Below are 19,934 nucleotides of genomic sequence, written 5' to 3'. Positions count from 1 at the left end.
AACTGTAAGCAGTAAGGGAGGTAAACCATGAAAGAACTGATGCAGAAAGCCCTGCAGGCACTGGGAACCCGCAGAAACGAAAGTTCTGCCATGGATAGCGCAAGGGCTGAGGCCAAGCGCACCGAAGCACGCACCCCGGAAGATTGGGGAATGTCACCTGAAGACGCCCTGCGTGTGGGTACGGTTGCACGTTACAAATAATATCTGGCTCTTCCCGGGCGGCCCCAGAGGCCGACCCCGATAGCGACAGCCCCGACTGATGCCACAGGGCAGACTCGGGGCTTTTTTCCGGTTAGCATACGCGGCTCATGATTCTGGCAATGGTCCGCTACCCATGTCTGCACTGCCCAATACCCACGAAGTTCTGCTCCGCAATGCGCATCTGTTGAATGGACGCCCAGCGCTGTTAGGCGTCTCGGATGCATCGCTTTTGCCCCGATGCCCGGTTCCCGGTATCGCGATGACCGAGCACGCCGGTCTTTGGCAAATCCTGTCCCATGACACTGACTGGGCTGGCTGTTTTGGTTACGAGCCTGATCGGCAGCAGCAGGGCTCTTGCGATACCGTGGTGGTATTTTTGCCTAAAGCCCGGGCTGAGTGTGAGCTCCGCCTGGCTTTGGCCCGTTACCTCGGCAAACCAGGTGCGGCACTGGTGGTTATTGGCGAGAAGAAGGAAGGCATTGCCGGTGCCATAAAGCAGTTTTCCGTCGTCGCCGGGGAGGTTGTAAAGGTCGACAGCGCCCGCCATTGCCAGGTCTGGTGCGGCAGAAATACCCAACCCCTGACCGAATTCCGGTTGACTGACTGGCTCAGCTGGACGGAGCTTTCCTGCGCTGGCGTGGCGCTCTCTGTTGCCGGCTTGCCAGGCGTTTTCAGTCTGGGTCGACTGGACGATGGCACCCGGATGTTGTTGGAAACCCTGGCTGAGTCACCCCTGGGTGTCGATCGGGTGCTCGATTTCGCTTGCGGTGCAGGCGTTATCGGATCCTGGTTGCATGGTTTTCATCAGTTGGCGGGGAAGAAGCCGATTCGAGTAGATGGGACCGATGTTCAGGCGCAGGCCGTGTTCTGTGCCCGGGAAAGTTACCGTAAGGCAGGGGTAAACGGTGAGATTTTTGCCGCTGATGGCCTGGCTGCCGTTCAAGGCAACTGGCCGGCTGTGATCAGCAACCCGCCTTTCCACACCGGTGTAAAAACCGATACATCCATGACCGAGCAGTTCCTGGCCCAGGTGGCCGCGCATCTCGCGCACGGCGGCGAGCTGAGGCTGGTGGCCAACAGTTTTCTGCCGTATGAAGCCCTGATTCGACAACACATCGGCCCGGTTGAGAAACTTGCGCAGGACCGGCGGTTTACCGTTTACCGGGCATTTCGGAAAAAGTCGGGCTGAAAAACAGACAGAAAAAAGCCCCTGGGGTAAGGGGCAAAAGATCTTGTCCGGAAAAATGCGGCCGGCCAGCCGGGTCAGGGCTGGGGCATGACCGGAAAGGTGTTCGGCGTGAACACCCCTAACTTAGGTTTAATTTCTAGAATAAACAGCCTAAAAGTGTTTATTTTCCCGAAAGCTGCCAACGGAAGCCCAAAATGACAACTGCCAGACTCCAGACACCTGCCGGTGAACTCCGCCTGATCCGGCCTGGCGGAACGGCTGGGCTGCGCGCCTGGGACGCTGCCGACGAGTTGTTGTTGTCGGCTGCGGAGCCTTATCTGGCAGACGGTTTGCGCGTGCTGGTGGTGGACGACCAGTTTGGTGCGCTGACCCTCGGGCTTGCCTGCTATCAGCCGCAGACAGTTGCCGACAGCGCGACGCTCGCCCACTCCCTGTTGACGAACGCTTCGCTCAATCCGGCGTTGCCCGACTGCCCCGCGGTTTTGAACTGGCGTCGGCCACCCTCAGGGCCCTTTGATCTGGTGCTGCTCCGTATTCCCCGTCAGGCCGGTTATCTGGCCTGGTTGTTACGGTGGCTCAACAGCGTGCTGGCGGAAGACGGGCGCATACTGGCGGGCGGGATGATCAAGCATCTGCCCGATCGTAGTGTTGATGTGTTCGCCAGTGCGGTGGTCACCGAACAGGTGTTGCCTGCCCGCAAAAAGGCGCGGGTAGTGGTGTGTCGTGGTGGCTCGGCCACATTGCCGGAATGGCAGGAGCAATGGCGCGGGTACCCGGTGGCAGGATTGCCTGGGCCGGTCGAGGCACTGCCCGCAGTGTTTGCCAGAGAAAAGCTGGATATTGGCACGCGGGAGTTGTTACCGCTGATTCCTCAGACGGTTAGTCGAGTGCCCCCGGCCGGGCGGATTCTGGACCTGGCGTGTGGAAATGGCGTGCTCGGGTTGTCTGCGCTTGCCGGCAGACCGGGTGCCGAAGTGCATTTCAGTGACGTATCCAGCCAGGCCGTTGCCAGTGTTGAGCATAACCTGAGCAGGTACGAGGGCGGCGATTGCGTACGCTTATGGCATCAGGACGGCATTGCAGATGATTTGCCTGACTACCAGCTTATTCTATTGAACCCACCCTTCCATGAAGGTGGGGTGGTGGGCGATCACATCGCACTGAGACTGTTCAGGGATGCCGCCCGGCATCTGGCGCCGGGCGGTCGCGTATTGATGGTGGGCAATCGCCACCTGGGGTATCACCGTTCCCTGAAACAGTACTTCAGCAGCGTTGAACAGAGAGCTGCAAGCCCGAAATTCGTGGTGTTCGAAGCCCGGAATGGCGCGGTGTGAGTCTCAGACCGTCGCCGGGCGATCGTAGCCGAGGCGCGCGAGGGTATCCACGATGGTCTGGGTTTGACTATCAATCTCGATGTTGACCTTTTGCCCCTTGGTGGCCTTCCCGAACGTGGTGGCACGCAGGGTCTCCGGGATAAGGTGGACGTTGAAGCGGTTACCTTCCACCTCGCCAATGGTCAGGCTGGCGCCATTGACGGCAATGTAGCCTTTGGGGAAGATGTACTTCGCCCAGGTTTCCGGTAGTTCGAACCAGAGGGTCACGTTGTTTTCCGGCCGCAGAATATCGACGATGGTTGCGGTAGTGTGGATATGGCCACTGAGCAGATGGCCGCCGATTTCATCGCCGATTCGGGCGGCGCGCTCGAAGTTGATTTCGTCGCCGGGTTTCAGGTCGCCGAGGGTGGTCAGGCGCAGGGTTTCCTGCATGGCGTCGAAGTACAGCCGTTGGCCTTCCTGGCGGGTAACCGTCAGGCAGGTGCCGTTGATGGCAACCGAGGCACCGATGGTTACGCCCTGAACCCGATCTTCCGGGAAATCGATCAAAAAGGTACTCAGGCCCGGCGCCGCGATCACGTTTTCGACCCGTGCAATGCCCTGAACGATACCGGTAAACATACATAATCTCCTGAAACCCGTTGATTGGCGCAAGCATACCGGTGCCTGTCAGTGTTGCCAAGAAGCCAGCAAGCCGCGTATGCCGGCAAAGCCGACATTCAAGAATTGTTCGTAAAGGTCGATACTTGCATAAAGAACCTGAAGAACAGTGAGCTCAATGGCGGAAAATACAGCAGTAGACAAGACAGATCCGGCCAATGCATCCGGAGCGGTCCTTCGCCCCGGTCGGGCCGCTGATCCGGTGCCGGCAACACCGGAATCTGCCCTCAATGCCGCGCAAAGAACCGCTGCCCTGCAGGCTGACGATGACCAGGGCCCGAACGCTGAATCTGGCAGCGAGCAGCCCGGGGCGCAGGAGTCGCAGGATCGGACTGCCGAGACCGGGTCGGAGAATCCGGATATCGAGCAGGCGCTGGCGGAGTCGCGACAGCGCAAGCTGCGTCTTATGCTAAGGCAGTGTGACCGGGTTCTGCTGATGGACTTCAACTTGCTGGCTATGTCGGACTGGCCGGATAACTATCAGATGGCAGCTGCGCGGCGTAGCCGGGACCTGTGGATCTTCAGTGCCCTTTTGGCTGCGACGTTTTTCCTCAGTGGTTTGACCGGTTTTGTGCCGGCCTGGGTAGCCGGTGGAGGTTTTGGTGCTTTCGTGATTATTCTGTTGCTGGGAGTGCCGTTTATCCGTCGGATTTACACGTCCAGCCCCTCCTATATGGATTTAATCATTCGCCGTCAGCGCATGCTTCGGGATGCCCGCAAACATGCGGCCCACCTGGAGGGAAAGGACGGACTGATATGGCAGTGTGCGCGTATGGCAGAGTACAACCCGACACTGCGTCATACCCGCTTCAGTGAATTGCTCAGACTGTCTGAGCAACGGGTGTTGCCGCGTTATCTTACCCGGCGGGAACATGTTCGGCTGTATCTTATCTATCTGCTGGAAGCCGAGAAAGCCTATGGCAAAGTCCAGCAAGCGTTTTTCGACGGCAATCAGGACGCGATAGACCGGGGTTGGCAGGCGGTGGCGGCGGTTCCTGAAGACCGAGCTTGACATGACAGGCCTTCAAACGTATGTTTCAAACAGACGTTTGCTAGAGGCTCTGACGACAAAATGGCGCAGTCTGATACCGTTGACCGCATTCTTGACGCTGCCGAAGAGCTGTTTGCCGAGCGTGGGTTCTCGGAAACATCGCTTCGTATGATTACCAGCAAGGCTAAGGTAAATCTGGCCGCTGTCAATTATCACTTTGGGTCAAAGAATGCCCTGATCCACGCCGTGTTCGCCCGGTTCCTGACGCCGTTTTCGGCCACCCTGGATACCGCCTTTGATGAACTCGAAGAGCGTTGTGATGGCCAGCCGCCCACGCTGAACCAGACCCTGTGGGCGCTTACGGAGAGTGCCGTGCGCATGCCTCAGCGTAATGAGAAAGGCATATCCATCTTCATGCGCTTGCTCGGTCTTGCCTATACCCAGTCTCAGGGCCACCTGCGTAAATTCCTCGAACAGGAATACAGTGAGCCATTTGGTCGTTTCATGCGCTTGCTCAAAGAGGCCACGCCCGAGTTGTCCTCGGTTGATCGCTACTGGCGCATCCAGTTCATGTTGGGAGCGACGGCCTTCACCATGTCCAGCAGTGATGCCCTGATTGATATTCTCGAAAACAAGCTGGGCGTTGAAACCACGGTTCAGGAAATTGCCGCACGCCTGGTGCCGTTCCTGGCCGCAGGCATGAAGGCGCCAGACAAAATGCTGGTGCCGCCTACCGCTTCAGGCGTTTCGGTTGCCTGAACTCCCCCGCCTCGGGTAGTCTTCCCTCTGGTTCGCAGCCGGAGGGAAGTCGTTACCAATGCCCGATAACAAGCCCCCCGGGGTTACCCTGTCCATTGATATCGCCAATCAGTTCCTGACACTGGCTACTCAATCGGGTGATATCATTGCCCGCTACCCGGTATCCACTGGCCTGAATGGCCCCGGCCAGGCCGACGGCAGTGGCTGTACCCCTGTTGGCAAGCATTATGTCCGCGCCCGAATCGGGGCAGGGCAGCCATTAAATACGGTGTATCGCGGGCGCCGTCCCACTGGCGAGATCTACAGCCAGAGTTTGGCATCAGCGAATCCGGGGCGCGACTGGATTCTTACCCGTATACTTTGGCTTTGTGGCTGTGAATGGGGGCGAAACCGTGGGCCGGGGGTAGACACCTTTCGTCGTTTTATCTATATCCACGGCACGCCGGACAGTGAACCTATGGGGGTTGCCAGATCCCATGGCTGCATCCGGATGCGCAATACCGATATTGTTGAGCTTTTTGACCGGGTTCCAGCGGGGACCCCGGTCAGTATCTATTAACCCGCATAATTCAGAGGGACAGGATGATTGGCGAAGTTTTGGGTGTACTGAATGGCTGGATAGAGCAGTTCGGGTTGCTGTCTGAGGGTTGGCGGGCCGGTGTGCTCGTCTTCCTGCTCGTGCTGGGTACGGCGGCGGTTGCCTACATTGCCAGTCATGTGATTTCTGCGCTGGAGCGCAAATTCGCCAGCACTCATAACCTGTGGGACGATGCTATTCTGCACGCGGTCCGTCGGCCTGTCGTGGCTTTCGTATGGCTCCAGGGGGTGTATTGGGCTGCCGAAGTGGCACACCATTTTTCCGAGGCTGAGGTCTTCAAGGCCAACGGAACGTTGCTTCAGATCGGTTTTGTCTGGGTGGTGGTCTGGTTTTTTATCCGGCTGATCAAACAGTTCGAGAACATCCTCACCTCTCCGATCAAGATGCGCAAGCCGATGGATTACACCACGGTCAATGCCATCAGCAAGCTGTCGCGAGCGGTCGTGATTATTACCGCCGCGCTGACCGCCCTGCAAACCCTGGGCTTCAGTATTTCAGGCGTGCTGGCATTTGGTGGTGTCGGGGGCATCGCGGTTGGTTTTGCCGCGAAAGATCTCCTGGCGAACTTTTTCGGTGGGTTCATTATCCATTTGGACCGTCCGTTCAAGGTGGGGGATTGGGTTCGATCCCCGGATCGGAGCATTGAGGGTACGGTTGAGCATATCGGATGGCGACTGACCACCATTCGCACCTTCGACAAGCGCCCGCTTTATGTCCCCAATGCGGCGTTTACCACTATTGCAGTGGAAAACCCATCACGTATGACCAATCGCCGGATCTACGAGACCATCGGCATTCGCTATGCCGACGTGCATTCCATGAAAACCATCGTGGACGAAATCCGGGAGATGCTGAAGAATCATGAAGAGATTGATGCCAACGAGACCTTGATTGTTAATTTTCTGGCATTCAATTCATCGTCACTGGATATCATGGTGTACACCTTTACCAAAACCACCCAGTGGGTGCGTTTCCATGAGGTGAAGGAAGATGTGTTACTGAAAATTAGTGACATCATCGAAAACCATGGTGCCGAGGTGGCCTTCCCGACGCGCACGCTGCATCTGCCGGATGGGGTGCGGGTAGACGGGCGTGATTCCTCAAAACGTGAGGACTCAAACGACAAGTCCTCGGACAAGGATGCTGATTCCGGAAAATCCGGAAAAAACATCGATCATGATGGCGGTTACGGTGAAGCCGATTCAGATTCCGGAGACGGGGAATGACAGTAACGAATGACAATGTACCGGTAGGCATTATCGGTGGTACGGGGCTGACCAGCCTGAGCAATATCCAGATCACCGGAGAAGAGACCGTGACAACTGCGTGGGGTGAGCCCTCCTCCACGCTGGTGCGGGGGCAACTGGGTGATCAGCCTGTTATCTTTCTGGCGCGTCATGGTAACCCGCACCGCATTCCGCCCCATCAGGTCAATTACCGGGCCAACATTCAGGCGTTGCATGATGCCGGCGCTCGGGTGCTGGTGGGAGTAAACGCGGTTGGTGGCATACATGCCAATATGGGGCCGGCCCACATCGTGATCCCGGATCAACTGATCGACTACACCTGGGGCCGGGCCAGCACTTTCTTCGAAGGCGAGCTGGAGGAAGTTACACACATTGATTTTACCTGGCCCTACGATCAGGAAGCGCGTCAGGTGTTGATTGATGCTGCTCGCGCGGCGTCGCTGTCATTTTCCGGGTTTGGCGTCTATGGCGCGACGCAGGGGCCCAGGCTGGAGACGGCGGCGGAAATCCGCAGGATGGAGCGGGATGGCTGTGACATCGTTGGTATGACCGGCATGCCCGAGGCAGTGCTGGCGGCAGAGCTGGGCTTGCGGTACGTCAGCCTCGGGCTGGTGGTGAACTGGGCTGCGGGTAAAACCGACCACATTATTACCATGGCCGAGATTGAAGAAGCGATTGCCCAGGGCATGTCCGGCGTTCGGCAGATTCTGGAGCGTTCAATGGCAAGTCTGGGGCAGCTTGCGCTTACCCCTCAATCTTCTTGAAGAAAACCAGGACGCCGACGGTGGGGGAGTCGATGAAGTGGATTTCCTCACTGCGCATCCGCCGCGTTTCACGAATCCAGGTCACCAGTTCTACTGGTGCCGGACGAAGTTGGTAAGCGGTACCGGTGCCTTCTGATGCTGAACCACCGGTTTCGCTATCAAGTGTATTGCCCGAGTCCTGATCGGAAAATTCTGCAACCGCTTCGGTCTGAGGCGGTGTTTCAGGCTCTGCTGGCACAGCCTCGGGATGGTCGCTGACGGCCCAGTGGTTAAGCTGCACATTAACGTGCAAGTAGCGTTGGCGGTCAATGGTGATCTGGCCTTCCACCGCTCGCTGGCCGGACTCGGCCAGCCAGTCACCGATTGCGACACGCAGAGGTTCGCCCTCGTAGTCGGGCGGAAAAGCTTCATACCAGCCGGCACTCGCCAGTACCCGGTAGTTACCGCTTCGCTCGAGCCGGTTGGCCGCCTCGCCCAGGTGCAGTTGGTTGCGGGGTACCAGGTTGAGTTCGGTTACCCGCTCCCCGGATTCCTGCTCCACCCAAAGGGTTTTGCCGGCCTCTTCGACAGGTTCCACCGACTTGTTCGCCATCTGCTCTTCAATGCCGGCCGGGTCCACCAGACGCTGTAAAATCACCAGCTCTGCCCGGTAGTAGTCGTTCGGGACATTGCCTGAAGCGCCCTGGGCCCAAAGGGTAGCCGGTGTGAATGCAACTGAGGCGAACAGCGCCGCACTGGCCAGGGTTTGCCGGGAGCATAAAATGTGAGCTTGCAAGGGCGTTACTCCACCTGAATCCTTTTTTATCACGATGCCTTTGCCGGGGCCTTGCCGGGCGCCAGTTCTTCGAGCATCGCTGCGATGGCGTCGAGTTTACCATCGGTTGAGTCATCATTCAGCCGGAAGCGAAAGCTGTTGGCGCCTTCGAGCCGGTATCGATCCGGAGCGGATTGCACTTTTTTAACCAGTTCGAGAGGGTCGACCGGTGTCGTTGCCCCGAACTCAAGCCGCACCCATTCCTTACCGGCATCCACTTTCACGATGCCTAGAGTCTCTGCCTGCAAACGTAGCTGTGCCTGGCGCATGAGGTTCTTGGCCGGGGCTGGTAATAATCCGAAGCGGTCAATCATCTCAACCTGAAGTTCTTTTAATGCCTCACGATCCTTCACGCTGGCAATGCGCTTGTACAGCATCAGGCGGTTGTGGACATCTGGCAGGTAGTCGTCCGGAATCAGGGCCGGAATGCGCAGGTTCATCTCGGTGCCGTGGCTGAGAGGCAATTCGGCGTTGGGCGTGCGGCCGTCGCGAATCGCTTTTACGGCTTCGTCCAGCAGCTGCATGTAGAGGGTAAAGCCGATGCTTTCGATCTGACCGCTCTGTTCTTCACCCAGCAGCTCGCCAGCGCCCCGGATTTCCAGGTCGTGGGTGGCCAGCATGAAGCCTGCGCCCAGGTCCTGGGATTCGGAAATCGCATCCAGTCGCTTCCTGGCATCGGCGGAAATGGCCTTTGGCGGTGGTGTCAGCAGATAGGCGTACGCCTGGTGATGAGACCTGCCCACGCGACCCCGAAGCTGGTGCAGCTGCGCCAGGCCAAATTTGTCTGCCCGTTCAATAATAATGGTGTTGGCGCTGGGGATGTCGATGCCGGTTTCCACAATAGTGGTGCACACCAGTACGTTGAAACGTTTGTGGTAGAAATCCGACATGATCTGTTCCAGCTGGCGCTCGCGCATCTGGCCGTGTGCCACACCCACCCGCGCCTCTGGAATCAGTTTGCGCAGATCTTCCGCGGTTTTCTCGATGGTGGCGACATCATTGTGCAGGAAATAGACCTGACCGCCCCGCAGGATTTCCCGGAGAATAGCTTCTTTCACCATGGCGTCGTCGCGCTGGCGCACAAAGGTTTTCACCGACAGCCGGCGGGCTGGTGGGGTGGCGATAATGGACAGGTCGCGCAGGTGGCCCATGGCCATGTTCAGGGTTCTGGGAATCGGTGTGGCGGTGAGGGTCAGCATATCCACCTCGGCCCGCAGGGATTTCAGTTTTTCCTTCTGCTGAACGCCAAACCGGTGTTCTTCGTCGATAATCACCAGCCCCAGATTCTTGAAGTTGATATCGCCTTGCAGAAGCTTGTGGGTGCCAATGACGATATCTGCCTTGCCTTCCTCTATGGCAGTGATGGCCTTGCTGGTCTGGCTGCCGCTGCGGAAGCGACTCAGAAGCTCTACAGTTACCGGCGTATCCGAGAACCGGTCACGGAACGACTCGTAATGTTGCTGGGCCAGAAGAGTAGTGGGTACCAGCACGGCCACCTGTTTGCCAGACCAGGTGGCCAGAAAAGCCGCGCGCATGGCGACTTCGGTTTTACCGAAGCCGACATCGCCGCATACCAGCCGGTCCATCGGGCGTTCGCTGGTCATATCCTCGAACACCGATTCGATGGCCACCTGCTGGTCCGGCGTCTCCTCAAACGGGAAGCCGGCGGCAAAGGCTCGATAGGCCTCTTTCGGGTCTTCAAACTGGAAGCCTTTCCGGGCTTCCCGGCGGGCGTAAACATCCAGCAGTTCTGCGGCGGTGTCGCGGATTTTTTCCAGCGCTTTTTGCTTGGCGTTGCTCCAGCGTTCCGTTCCAAGCTTGTGGAGTGGTGCATGTTCCTCATCGGTGCCGGCGTAACGGGAAATCAGGTGCAGGCTGGACACCGGTACATAGAGTTTGGAGCCCCCGGCGTATTCCAGGGTCAGGAATTCGTCGGATTGGCCGCCGGCGGTGAGTGTCTCCAGCCCCTTGTAGCGGCCCACGCCATGGTCGATATGCACGACCGGTGCGCCAATTCTCAGTTCAGACAGGTCCCGGTAGCCGGCATCGTCGGTTTCGGTTGGTTTCTGGCGTCTGCGACGCTGCAGCACCCGCTCGCCAAACAACGCCGTTTCGGTAATCAGTGCCAGATTCTGGCCGGGCAACACCATGCCCTGTTCCAGTGGGGCAATGGTGATGGCCAGAGTGGTGTTCTCGTTTTCGAGGAATTCCGACCAGCTCTGCACGGTTGCCAGCTTGAGCTTGTGATCGGCCAGGTTGTCGATCAGCGCCTCCCGGCGCCCGGACGATTCAGCACAGATCAGGATGCGCCCGTGGAACTCCTGGATGAACCGTTTGAGGCGCCCTGCCGGATCAGCGGCGCGCCCGTCCATGGCGACATCCGGGAGAGATTCGGTACCGCAGTTGCTGGCACCCGCGCCGTCTTCGGGCTGACTGCTGCAGGTAATGCGCGGGTAGTGTTTGAGTTGCCCGAACACTTCATCCGGCTGCAGAAACAGCTCGGTGGGGGGCAGAATAGGGCGCAGTCGATCGTGGCGGCGGTCTTCGTAACGGGCCCGCGTTTCCGCATCAAAGGCATTGACGGCATCATTGAGGCCGTTGGCAGTAAACACCAGAGTGTTGCCCGGCAGATAATCAAATAACGTGGCGGTTGCATCGAAAAACAGTGGAAGATAGTACTCAATGCCAGGCGGTGTGATGCCGTGGGTAACATCCTGGTAAACCGGCGCGTCTTTGTCGGCATTGGGGAAATATTCAAACCAGCGATTGCGAAAGCCTGAGCGGGCTTCCTTGTGCCAGGGAAATTCGTTGGCCGGCAGAAGTTCGATGCGTTCGGTTTTATCGATGGATCTCTGGGTTTCCGGGTCAAAGGTCCGGAGGGTTTCGATTTCGTCATCGAACAGATCAATGCGGTAGGGCAGGTTAGAGCCCATGGGATAAATGTCGAGGATGGCCCCTCGTACCGCATACTCGCCGTGTTCATACACGTTGTCGGTATGATGATAACCGGCTGCCTCCAGTTGCATTCGCCAGCTGTCGATATCCAGGGTCTGGCCCACTTCCAGCAGCAGGGTGTTACCCTGCAGATAGCTTGGGGGGGCAAGCCGGTGCATCAGGGTGCGCGCCGGTACTACCAGAATGCCGTGGCGTGTGCCGGGTAACCGGTGCAGGGAGCGAATCCGCCTCGAGGTAATGTCCTGGTGTGGCGAAAACAGATCGTAGGGCAGTGTTTCCCAGTCGGGGAGCGACAAAAGCTCAATGCCATCGGAGGAAACGGTGGCGCCGTCTTCATCCGTGGGCAGCCCCAGGAAAAACCGGATGGATTGCTCCAGCTGGATGGCTTCGCTGGTACTTTGGGTGATGACCAGTGTCAGACCTTTATGGGCGCGGGCGCTCTCGCAGATGGCCAGGGCGTCGGCACAGCCATTCAGTTGCCCCCATTTTCTGTGGTCGGCGGCCTTTTCAGGGGCAGCGGGGGCGATAAGCGGGGCGTGGGCCTGGCCTTTGGTCATGGGGCAAGCGTTCTCCTGAATAAATGCATCATTTGCCGGGGCGGCGCTATTCTATCGCCCGGTTGTGACAGTGTCATGGTCGGGGCAGACAAACGGCTATTTGCCGTATCGCCTTTTAAGTTGGATAATGTGCGCCCCAAATTATTTCCAGTGCTATACGAGGTTCCAACCGTGAGTCACGAACAGATCAACCAGCACCTGTCCAACTGGACTGACCGGGAGTCTACCGCAGAAGCGATGATCCCGTTGATCGGCCGCCTGTACCGTAAAAACAACGTTGTTACGTCCGTATACGGCCGTGCGATCATCAACCAGTCTGTTATCGATATCATCCGCGCCCATCGTTTTGTGCGTCAGGTTGAGGACAGCGAGCTGTCTGTTCACGATACGCTGCCCATTCTCGAGGCGATGGACAAGCTGGAGCTTGGCCGCGCTCACGTGGATATTGGCAAGCTGGCGGTCAAATTCAAGGCAGAGGGCGGTGACCTCACCGAGTTCCTGAAAAAGGAAATTGGCCCGGTGGTTGGCAAGTACGCCGAAGAGGCGGCCAAGGATGCCAAGGAAGAAACGAAGGATGTGGTGCTTTACGGCTTTGGCCGGATCGGCCGACTGCTGGCGCGGATCCTGGTTGAAAAAGCCGGTGGCGGCAACAACCTGCGCCTGCGTGCGATCGTTGTTCGCCAGGGTGGTGCTGACAACGATCTGGAAAAGCGTGCCAGCCTGCTGCGTCGTGACTCCGTGCATGGTCCTTTCGATGGCACCATCACGGTCGATGCCGAGAACTCTGCGCTGATCGCCAACGGCAACTTTATCAAGGTGATCTACTCCGATGGCCCGGACAAGGTGGACTACACCGAGTACGGCATCAACAACGCCATCGTGGTCGACAATACCGGTAAGTGGCGCGATGAAGCGGGTCTGGGCCTGCATCTGAAGTCCAAGGGTGTCAGTCGAGTGATTCTGACTGCGCCGGGCAAGGGCGACATCAAGAACATCGTTTATGGCATCAACAACGACTGGATCACCGACGAAGACAAGATCCTGTCTGCTGCTTCCTGTACCACCAACGCCATCACTCCGGTACTGAAGGCCATCAATGACGAGTACGGTATTGAGGATGGTCACGTTGAAACCGTTCACTCCTACACCAACGACCAGAACCTGATCGACAACTACCACAAGGGCAGTCGTCGTGGCCGCAGCGCCCCGTTGAACATGGTTATTACCGAAACCGGCGCGGCCAAAGCTGTTGCCAAAGCACTGCCGGAGCTGAAAGGCAAGCTGAGCGGTAATGCGATCCGGGTGCCGACACCGAATGTGTCCATGGCGATCCTGAATCTGAACCTGAAAAGCGATGTGGATGCCGAGCAGGTAAACGAATATCTGCGCGATATGGCGCTTCACTCCGAGCTGCAGAAGCAGATCGACTTCGTGAACTCTCCGGAAGTGGTTTCCACCGATTTCGTGGGCTCCCGCCATGCCGGTATCGTCGATGCCCAGGCTACCATCGCCAATGGCAAGCGTTTGATCCTGTACGTGTGGTACGACAACGAATTCGGCTACAGCGCCCAGGTTGTGCGTTGTGTGAACCAGATGGCCGGCGTAACCTATCCGATTTTCCCGAAGCGCGCCCGCGACTAAAGTCGTAGGCCGGTCTCGGCAGTTGATTGACAGAAAGCCCCGGTAGCGCCAGCTGCCGGGGTTTTTTGTTACTTTGGCCGTACAAAACCATTTTTGTTACCGGTGGAAATAGGTTTCCTTAATCTCTATAATTGGCGCGATTTTGGGTATGTCTGGCACCCCGTTTCTCATCTTTTCCTGCGTCAAATGGCAAACAGCAGCAACTGCTATGGCATTTGAACCTCAAGGTGCAGCCGTTCGGCGCAATCCGGACAGGAAACCAGGGCCGCAGGGGCCGGGCGTTACAAATCCACAGAATAGTTTCTGATGATTGGATGAGGCTAATGATCAAGATCAAAAAAGGCCTGGATCTTCCCATCAGCGGCGCTCCCGAACAGACCATTACTGACGGCAAGCCGGTTCGCCACGTGGCGCTCATCGGTTTTGACTATCACGGCATGAAGCCGACGATGGCTGTGAAAGAGGGAGACCGTGTCAAGCGCGGTACGCTGCTGTTCACGGACAAGAAGACCGAAGGCGTTCGTTATACTTCCCCCGCTGCAGGCGTGGTGAAAGAAATCAATCGCGGTGAGCGTCGCGTTTTCCAGTCTGTCGTGATCGAAATTGATGGCGACGATGCGGAAACCTATGCCCGCTACAGCGATTCCGACCTCGCCGGCCTGGAACGCCAGCAGGTGGTTGATAACCTGGTAGAGTCTGGCCTGTGGACAGCTTTCCGTACGCGCCCCTACAGCAAGGTTCCTGAAATCGATTCTGCGCCGAATTCGATTTTTGTATCCGTTATGGACACCAATCCGCTGGCGGCAGATCCCACCGTTATCATTGGCGAAAATAGCAAGGCTTTTGAAAAGGGCCTGACTATTATCTCTCGCCTGACCAACGGCAAAGTGTTTGTGACTGGCAAGCCCGGCTCTAACGTTGCCGTGCCCAAGGCTGACAATATTGAAGTGCATCAGTTTGATGGCGTGCATCCGGCAGGCAATGTCGGTACCCATATCCATCACCTGGATCCGGTGTCGGCCAGCAAGACTGTCTGGTCTATCAACTACCAGGATGTGATTGATATCTCCAAGCTGTTTGAAACCGGTGAAGTGCCGGTCGAGCGCATTGTTGCTATTGGTGGCCCCAAGGCTGTGAAGCCGCGCCTGGTCCGTACCCGTCTGGGTGCCAGCCTGCCGGAACTTCTGGACGGGGAGGTTGCCACAGACTGTGAAGTCCGTGCAATCTCCGGTTCCGTGTTCGGTGGTCGTCGCGGTGATGGCCCCTGTGCCTATCTGGGGCGGTTCGCCAACCAGATTACCGTTCTGGAAGAACAAAGTAAGCGCGAGTTCATGGGCTGGTTGTCGCCGGGTCCCAACAAGTTCTCCGTGCTGAACATCTACCTGTCCAAGCTCAATCCCGGCAAGCTGTTCAACTTCACGACCACGACCAACGGTAGTGAGCGTGCGATGGTGCCGGTGGGTGCCTATGAGCAGGTGATGCCTCTGGATATTCTGCCAACGCAGCTGCTGCGCTCTCTGATTGTGGGCGACACTGAAATGGCACAGAAACTGGGTGCCCTGGAGCTGGACGAAGAAGATCTGGCGCTGTGCACCTTCGTGTGCCCCGGCAAATATGAATACGGTCCGATTCTCCGTGAGAACCTGACCCGAATCGAGATCGAGGGCTAATACGATGGCAATCCGACAGTTTCTCGATGGAATCGAGCACCACTTTGAAAAGGGCGGCAAGTACGAACGCTGGTATGCGCTGTACGAAGCCGTTGATACCATTTTCTACTCGCCTGCGAGCGTGACCAAAACCACCGCTCATGTGCGTGACGGCATAGACCTCAAGCGCATCATGATCACGGTGTGGCTGTGTACGTTCCCGGCCATGTTCTTCGGCATGTGGAACATTGGCTTCCAGGCCAACAACTTCCTGGCTTCCAACCCGGATGCGATGATTGCCGACGGTGGACTGCGTGAGGCATTCATTACCGCACTGGCGGTAACCGGAGCCGGCGCTGGCTTGTGGGATAACTTCGTGTATGGCATGGCTTATTTCGTGCCCATTTACGCGGTTACCTTTATTGTAGGTGGCTTCTGGGAAGTCCTGTTCGCGACCGTACGCAAGCACGAGGTGAACGAAGGTTTCTTCGTCACTTCCGTTCTGTTCGCGCTGATCTGCCCGCCGACCATCCCGCTCTGGCAGGTGGCGCTGGGTATCACCTTCGGTGTGGTTATCGGTAAGGAAGTGTTCGGCGGTACCGGCAAGAACTTCCTGAACCCGGCACTGACCGGCCGTGCTTTCCTGTACTTCGCTTATCCGGCACAGATCTCCGGCGATACCGTCTGGACGGCGGTAGACGGCTTCAGTGGCGCTACGGCCCTGAGCTGGGCTGCCTCTGGTGGTCTCGAAGCACTGGAAGCCCAGATTGGCTGGATGAACGCTTTTGTAGGCACCATTCAGGGCTCCATGGGTGAAACTTCCACTATCGCCATTCTGATTGGTGGCCTGATCCTGTTGGGCATGAAGATCGCCTCCTACCGGATTGTCGGTGGTGTGCTGATCGGCATGATCGGTATGTCGCTGCTGCTGAATCTTATTGGTTCAGAAACCAATCCGATGTTCGGCGTACCGGCACACTGGCACCTGGTTATGGGCGGCTTTGCCTTCGGTATGATGTTCATGGCAACGGATCCGGTATCTGCCGCCATGACCAACACCGGTCGCTGGTGCTTCGGCATCCTGGTGGGCGTGATGACGGTGCTGATCCGTGTGATCAACCCGGCCTTCCCTGAAGGCATCATGCTGGCGATCCTGTTCGCTAACCTGTTTGCGCCGCTGATGGACCACTACGTGGTTCAGGCCAACATCAAACGGAGGCTTGCTCGTGGCTAAAGCAAAAGATACCGTCTCCAGAACCCTGATGGTGGCGCTGGTACTGAGTATTGTGTTCTCGGTTGTGGTTTCCACGGCTGCGGTCATGCTCCGTCCCGCGCAGATCCAGAACCAGAATCTGGACATCAAAACCAACATCCTTTCTGCCGCCGGCATGCTTGAGCCAGGCTCAACCGCGCAGGACATTGAAGAGACGTTTGCACGCTTCGATGTCCGCCTGGTCGACCTCGACAAGGGCGATTTTGTAGAGCCGTCTGCTGTGGGTGTTCAGGATCCCATGAAGTACGACATGTACAAGGCTGCTTCCGATCCGGAGATGTCGACCAACATCCCGTCGTCTGAAGACAAAGCTGGCATCAAGCGTCGTCCGAACGTTGCCAAGGTCTACACCCTGAGCGAGAACGGCGAGCTGGTTCGTGTGGTGCTTCCGATTCACGGCTACGGTCTGTGGTCTACCCTGTACGGCTTCGTTTCCCTTGAAGGCGACCTCAATACTATTGAAGGTTTGGGTTTCTACGCCCACGCGGAAACGCCGGGCCTGGGTGGTGAAGTTGATAACCCGCGCTGGAAACAGCAGTGGGTAGGCAAGGAACTCTACAGTGACGATCCGACCGAACCCCAGATCCGTCTGGTGAAAGGTGGGGTCAGCGCCGATGCCAAGGACAAGGAACACAAGATTGACGCGCTCTCTGGTGCCACACTGACCAGTCGTGGTGTCGAGCAGCTCGTGAACTACTGGATGGGTGAGCGCGGCTTCGCCCCGTTCCTGAAAAAACTTCGTGAAGGGGAGGTCTGATCATGGCAGGCTCAACAGCCAAACAGGTTCTCTTCGAACCAATCTTCAGTAACAACCCGATCGCCCTTCAGATCCTTGGTATCTGTTCGGCGCTGGCGGTAACCACCAGCATGAGCGTGAGTATCGTCATGTGTCTGGCGGTTACAGCCGTTACCGCATTTTCCAACCTGGCGGTCTCTCTGGTAAGAACCCAGATCCCGGGAAGTATCCGGATCATCGTGCAGATGACCATCATTGCTTCCCTGGTCATCGTGGTAGACCAGATTCTCAAGGCCTATGCCTATGAAATCTCCAAGCAGCTATCGGTATTCGTTGGTCTGATCATCACCAACTGTATCGTTATGGGCCGCGCGGAAGGTTTCGCCATGACCAATCCGCCGCTGATGAGCTTCCTGGATGGTATCGGTAACGGCCTGGGTTATTCGGTTATTCTGCTGTTCGTGGCGTTCTTCCGTGAGCTGCTGGGTGCCGGTTCGCTGTTCGGCGTAAGCCTGATGCCTGTCGTTAACGAAGGCGGCTGGTACGTACCGAATGGTCTGCTGCTGCTGCCGCCGAGTGCGTTCTTCATCATCGGCCTGGCGATCTGGGGCCTGCGTACCTGGAAGCCGGAGCAAGTAGAAGAGCCTGACTACAAACTGTCTCGCCATACCGTCAAGGAGGCCTTCTGATGGAACACTATCTGAGCCTCCTGCTTAAGGCGATCTTTGTTGAAAACATGGCGTTGGCGTTCTTCCTGGGGATGTGTACCTTCCTGGCCATCTCCAAGAAGATCGAAGCGGCGACTGGTCTGGGTATCGCCGTTGTGGTGGTACTGACGGTCACCGTACCGGTGAATAACCTGCTTTATAACACCATCCTGCGTGAAGGTGCCCTGGACTGGGCCGGTCTGCCGAATGTGGACCTGAGCTTCCTGGGCCTGCTGACATACATCGGTGTTATCGCCGCGATCGTACAGATCATGGAAATGGTGCTGGATAAATACATTCCGGCCCTGTACGCGGCGCTGGGTGTGTTCCTGCCGCTGATTACGGTTAACTGCGCCATCCTTGGTGCGTCACTGTTCATGGTTGAGCGTGACTACACCTTTGGCGAGAGTCTGGTGTATGGCTTCGGCGCTGGCGTTGGCTGGGCTCTGGCCATCATTGCTCTGGCGGGTATCCGTGAAAAGCTCAAGTACAGCGATGTTCCGAACGGACTGCGTGGCCTTGGCATCACCTTCATTACCGTTGGTCTGATGTCACTGGGTTTCATGTCGTTCTCAGGCATCTCCCTGTAATTCACCCGGTGATTCGGTTTAACGAAAAGGCGAGACCATGAATACAGAAATTATTCTCGGCGTGGTCATGTTCACCGTTATCGTTCTGGCGCTGGTTGCGGTTATCCTCGCAGCCCGCTCCAAGCTGGTAAGCACCGGTGACGTGACCATTGAGATCAACGACGACCCCGAGCACACGCTCAAGACCGCCGCTGGCGGCAAGCTGCTGGGTACTCTGGCCAACAGCGGCATCTACCTGTCCTCTGCCTGTGGCGGTGGCGGTACCTGTGCCCAGTGCAAGTGCAAGGTTCTGGACGGCGGTGGCGCCATGCTGCCCACGGAAAAGACCCACTTCACCAACCGCGAAGAAAAAGAAGGCTGGCGTCTGTCCTGCCAGGTTCCTGTGAAGCAGGACATGAAGATCGAAGTGCCTGAAGAGTTCTTCGGTGTGAAGAAGTGGGAATGTGAGGTTATCTCCAACCACAACGTGGCCACCTTCATCAAGGAACTGGTACTGAAGCTGCCGGAAGGCGAGGAAGTGGACTTCCGCGCCGGCGGTTACGTGCAGCTGGAGTGTCCTCCGTATGAAATTCCGTTCAAGGATTTCAACATCGAGGAAGAGTTCCACGAAGACTGGGACAAGCACGATATCTGGCGCTACAAGGGCGTGAACAAGGAAGAAACCATCCGGGCCTACTCCATGGCGAACTACCCGGAAGAAAAAGGTCTTCTCAAGTTCAACATCCGTATTGCCACGCCACCTCCTGGTACCGACCATCCGCCAGGCATCATGTCTACCTTTGTGTTCAACCTGAAGCCGGGTGACAAGGTAACCGTGATGGGGCCGTTTGGTGAGTTCTTCGCCAAGGATACCGATGCGGAAATGGTATTCATCGGTGGTGGTGCCGGTATGGCGCCGATGCGTTCTCACATCTTCGACCAGCTCAAGCGCCTGAACTCCAAGCGCAAGATCAGCTTCTGGTACGGTGCGCGTAGCGTACGCGAAATGTTCTATGTGGAAGACTTCGACGGTCTGGCTGCAGAGAACGACAACTTCGAGTGGCACGTGGCGCTTTCAGACCCCCTGCCAACCGATGACTGGAACGGCCCTACGGGCTTTATCCACAACGTGTTGTACGAAAACTATCTGAAGGACCATCCTGCTCCGGAAGACTGTGAGTTCTACATGTGTGGACCCCCAATCATGAACGCGTCTGTGATCAAGATGTTGAAAGATCTTGGTGTAGAGGACGAGAACATCATGCTGGATGACTTCGGAGGTTAATCAGA

General features: G+C 57.2%; 18 protein-coding genes. 15 read left to right on the top strand and 3 right to left on the bottom strand.

The genetic code is table 11. The features are described from left to right. Positions 1–27 precede the first annotated feature (27 nt). From ACAM27_RS13660 to ACAM27_RS13650, 3 genes are all read left to right on the top strand, one after another. Entirely contained in the window at positions 28–201 is a 174-nt protein-coding gene (locus ACAM27_RS13660) for a hypothetical protein (protein WP_014421070.1), read from the top strand. Positions 202–334: 133 nt separating this feature from the next. Continuing rightward, positions 335–1,390: a class I SAM-dependent methyltransferase gene (locus ACAM27_RS13655; protein WP_031210457.1), complete on the top strand. Its 1,056-nt coding sequence runs from the start codon at positions 335–337 to the stop codon at positions 1,388–1,390. Between the two features lie 194 nt (positions 1,391–1,584). Continuing rightward, a complete protein-coding gene (locus ACAM27_RS13650) occupies positions 1,585–2,724 on the top strand; it encodes a class I SAM-dependent methyltransferase (protein ID WP_222534646.1) in 1,140 nt (379 codons plus the stop codon). 3 nt (positions 2,725–2,727) lie between these two features. Here ACAM27_RS13650 and ACAM27_RS13645 read toward each other — a convergent pair whose 3' ends face one another. After that, a complete protein-coding gene (locus ACAM27_RS13645; protein ID WP_199452216.1) occupies positions 2,728–3,345 on the bottom strand; it encodes a riboflavin synthase subunit alpha in 618 nt (205 codons plus the stop codon). Between the two features lie 157 nt (positions 3,346–3,502). Here ACAM27_RS13645 and ACAM27_RS13640 point away from each other — a divergent pair, with 157 nt between their 5' ends. The 5 genes from ACAM27_RS13640 to ACAM27_RS13620 are packed head-to-tail and all read left to right on the top strand — an operon-like array spanning position 3,503 to position 7,743. Beyond that, on the top strand, positions 3,503–4,396 hold the full coding sequence (locus tag ACAM27_RS13640; protein WP_022991586.1) for a hypothetical protein: 894 nt from the start codon (positions 3,503–3,505) through the stop codon (positions 4,394–4,396). Positions 4,397–4,456: 60 nt separating this feature from the next. After that, complete coding sequence (locus ACAM27_RS13635) at positions 4,457–5,134, top strand: TetR/AcrR family transcriptional regulator (RefSeq protein WP_011785412.1); 678 nt, start codon at positions 4,457–4,459, stop codon at positions 5,132–5,134. Between the two features lie 58 nt (positions 5,135–5,192). Then, entirely contained in the window at positions 5,193–5,693 is a 501-nt protein-coding gene (locus ACAM27_RS13630; protein ID WP_022991585.1) for a L,D-transpeptidase, read from the top strand. Between the two features lie 23 nt (positions 5,694–5,716). Further along, positions 5,717–6,958 (top strand): mechanosensitive ion channel family protein, encoded by a 1,242-nt coding sequence (locus tag ACAM27_RS13625; protein ID WP_014421076.1) that lies wholly within the window; start codon positions 5,717–5,719, stop codon positions 6,956–6,958. Then, positions 6,955–7,743 (top strand): S-methyl-5'-thioinosine phosphorylase, encoded by a 789-nt coding sequence (locus ACAM27_RS13620; RefSeq protein WP_023009890.1) that lies wholly within the window; start codon positions 6,955–6,957, stop codon positions 7,741–7,743. Before ACAM27_RS13625 ends, ACAM27_RS13620 begins: the two co-directional genes overlap by 4 nt. Here the strand turns inward: ACAM27_RS13620 and ACAM27_RS13615 are convergent. Together ACAM27_RS13615 and mfd are read right to left on the bottom strand one after the other, a co-directional pair. Further along, positions 7,724–8,518 carry a CsiV family protein gene (locus ACAM27_RS13615; protein ID WP_113879073.1) on the bottom strand — a complete coding sequence of 265 codons (795 nt, stop codon included), beginning with the start codon at positions 8,516–8,518 and terminating at the stop codon, positions 7,724–7,726. The two genes, ACAM27_RS13620 and ACAM27_RS13615, sit on opposite strands and share 20 nt — an antisense overlap. A gap of 29 nt (positions 8,519–8,547) precedes the next feature. Next, positions 8,548–12,069: a transcription-repair coupling factor gene (mfd, locus tag ACAM27_RS13610; protein ID WP_369612135.1), complete on the bottom strand. Its 3,522-nt coding sequence runs from the start codon at positions 12,067–12,069 to the stop codon at positions 8,548–8,550. 237 nt (positions 12,070–12,306) lie between these two features. Between mfd and ACAM27_RS13605 the strand changes: the two genes are divergently transcribed. The 7 genes from ACAM27_RS13605 (at position 12,307) to nqrF (ending at position 19,929) form a co-directional block, all read left to right on the top strand. Next, positions 12,307–13,710, top strand: a complete 1,404-nt coding sequence (locus ACAM27_RS13605; protein ID WP_370258753.1) for a glyceraldehyde-3-phosphate dehydrogenase — start codon at positions 12,307–12,309, stop codon at positions 13,708–13,710. Between the two features lie 323 nt (positions 13,711–14,033). Continuing rightward, the gene (locus ACAM27_RS13600; RefSeq protein ID WP_369612134.1) at positions 14,034–15,380 is read left to right on the top strand and encodes a Na(+)-translocating NADH-quinone reductase subunit A; all 1,347 of its coding nucleotides are present in this window, start codon (positions 14,034–14,036) and stop codon (positions 15,378–15,380) included. A gap of 4 nt (positions 15,381–15,384) precedes the next feature. Continuing rightward, positions 15,385–16,593, top strand: a complete 1,209-nt coding sequence (locus tag ACAM27_RS13595; RefSeq protein WP_288034904.1) for an NADH:ubiquinone reductase (Na(+)-transporting) subunit B — start codon at positions 15,385–15,387, stop codon at positions 16,591–16,593. Further along, positions 16,586–17,389: a Na(+)-translocating NADH-quinone reductase subunit C gene (locus ACAM27_RS13590; RefSeq protein WP_022991580.1), complete on the top strand. Its 804-nt coding sequence runs from the start codon at positions 16,586–16,588 to the stop codon at positions 17,387–17,389. The genes ACAM27_RS13595 and ACAM27_RS13590 overlap by 8 nt, the downstream gene beginning before the upstream one ends. Positions 17,390–17,391: 2 nt before the next feature. Beyond that, a complete protein-coding gene (locus ACAM27_RS13585; RefSeq protein ID WP_014421083.1) occupies positions 17,392–18,057 on the top strand; it encodes an NADH:ubiquinone reductase (Na(+)-transporting) subunit D in 666 nt (221 codons plus the stop codon). After that, positions 18,057–18,665 (top strand): NADH:ubiquinone reductase (Na(+)-transporting) subunit E, encoded by a 609-nt coding sequence (gene nqrE / locus ACAM27_RS13580; protein WP_011785401.1) that lies wholly within the window; start codon positions 18,057–18,059, stop codon positions 18,663–18,665. Before ACAM27_RS13585 ends, nqrE begins: the two co-directional genes overlap by 1 nt. A 37-nt stretch (positions 18,666–18,702) precedes the next feature. Next, complete coding sequence (gene nqrF / locus ACAM27_RS13575) at positions 18,703–19,929, top strand: NADH:ubiquinone reductase (Na(+)-transporting) subunit F (protein WP_141067583.1); 1,227 nt, start codon at positions 18,703–18,705, stop codon at positions 19,927–19,929. The last annotated feature ends 5 nt before the right edge of the window (positions 19,930–19,934 follow it).

This window comes from Marinobacter sp. RI1 (assembly GCF_041155085.1).
GTDB lineage: Bacteria > Pseudomonadota > Gammaproteobacteria > Pseudomonadales > Oleiphilaceae > Marinobacter > Marinobacter nauticus.
Note: the sequence above shows the minus strand (reverse complement) of the source record. Positions and strands in the feature narration are given on the sequence as shown.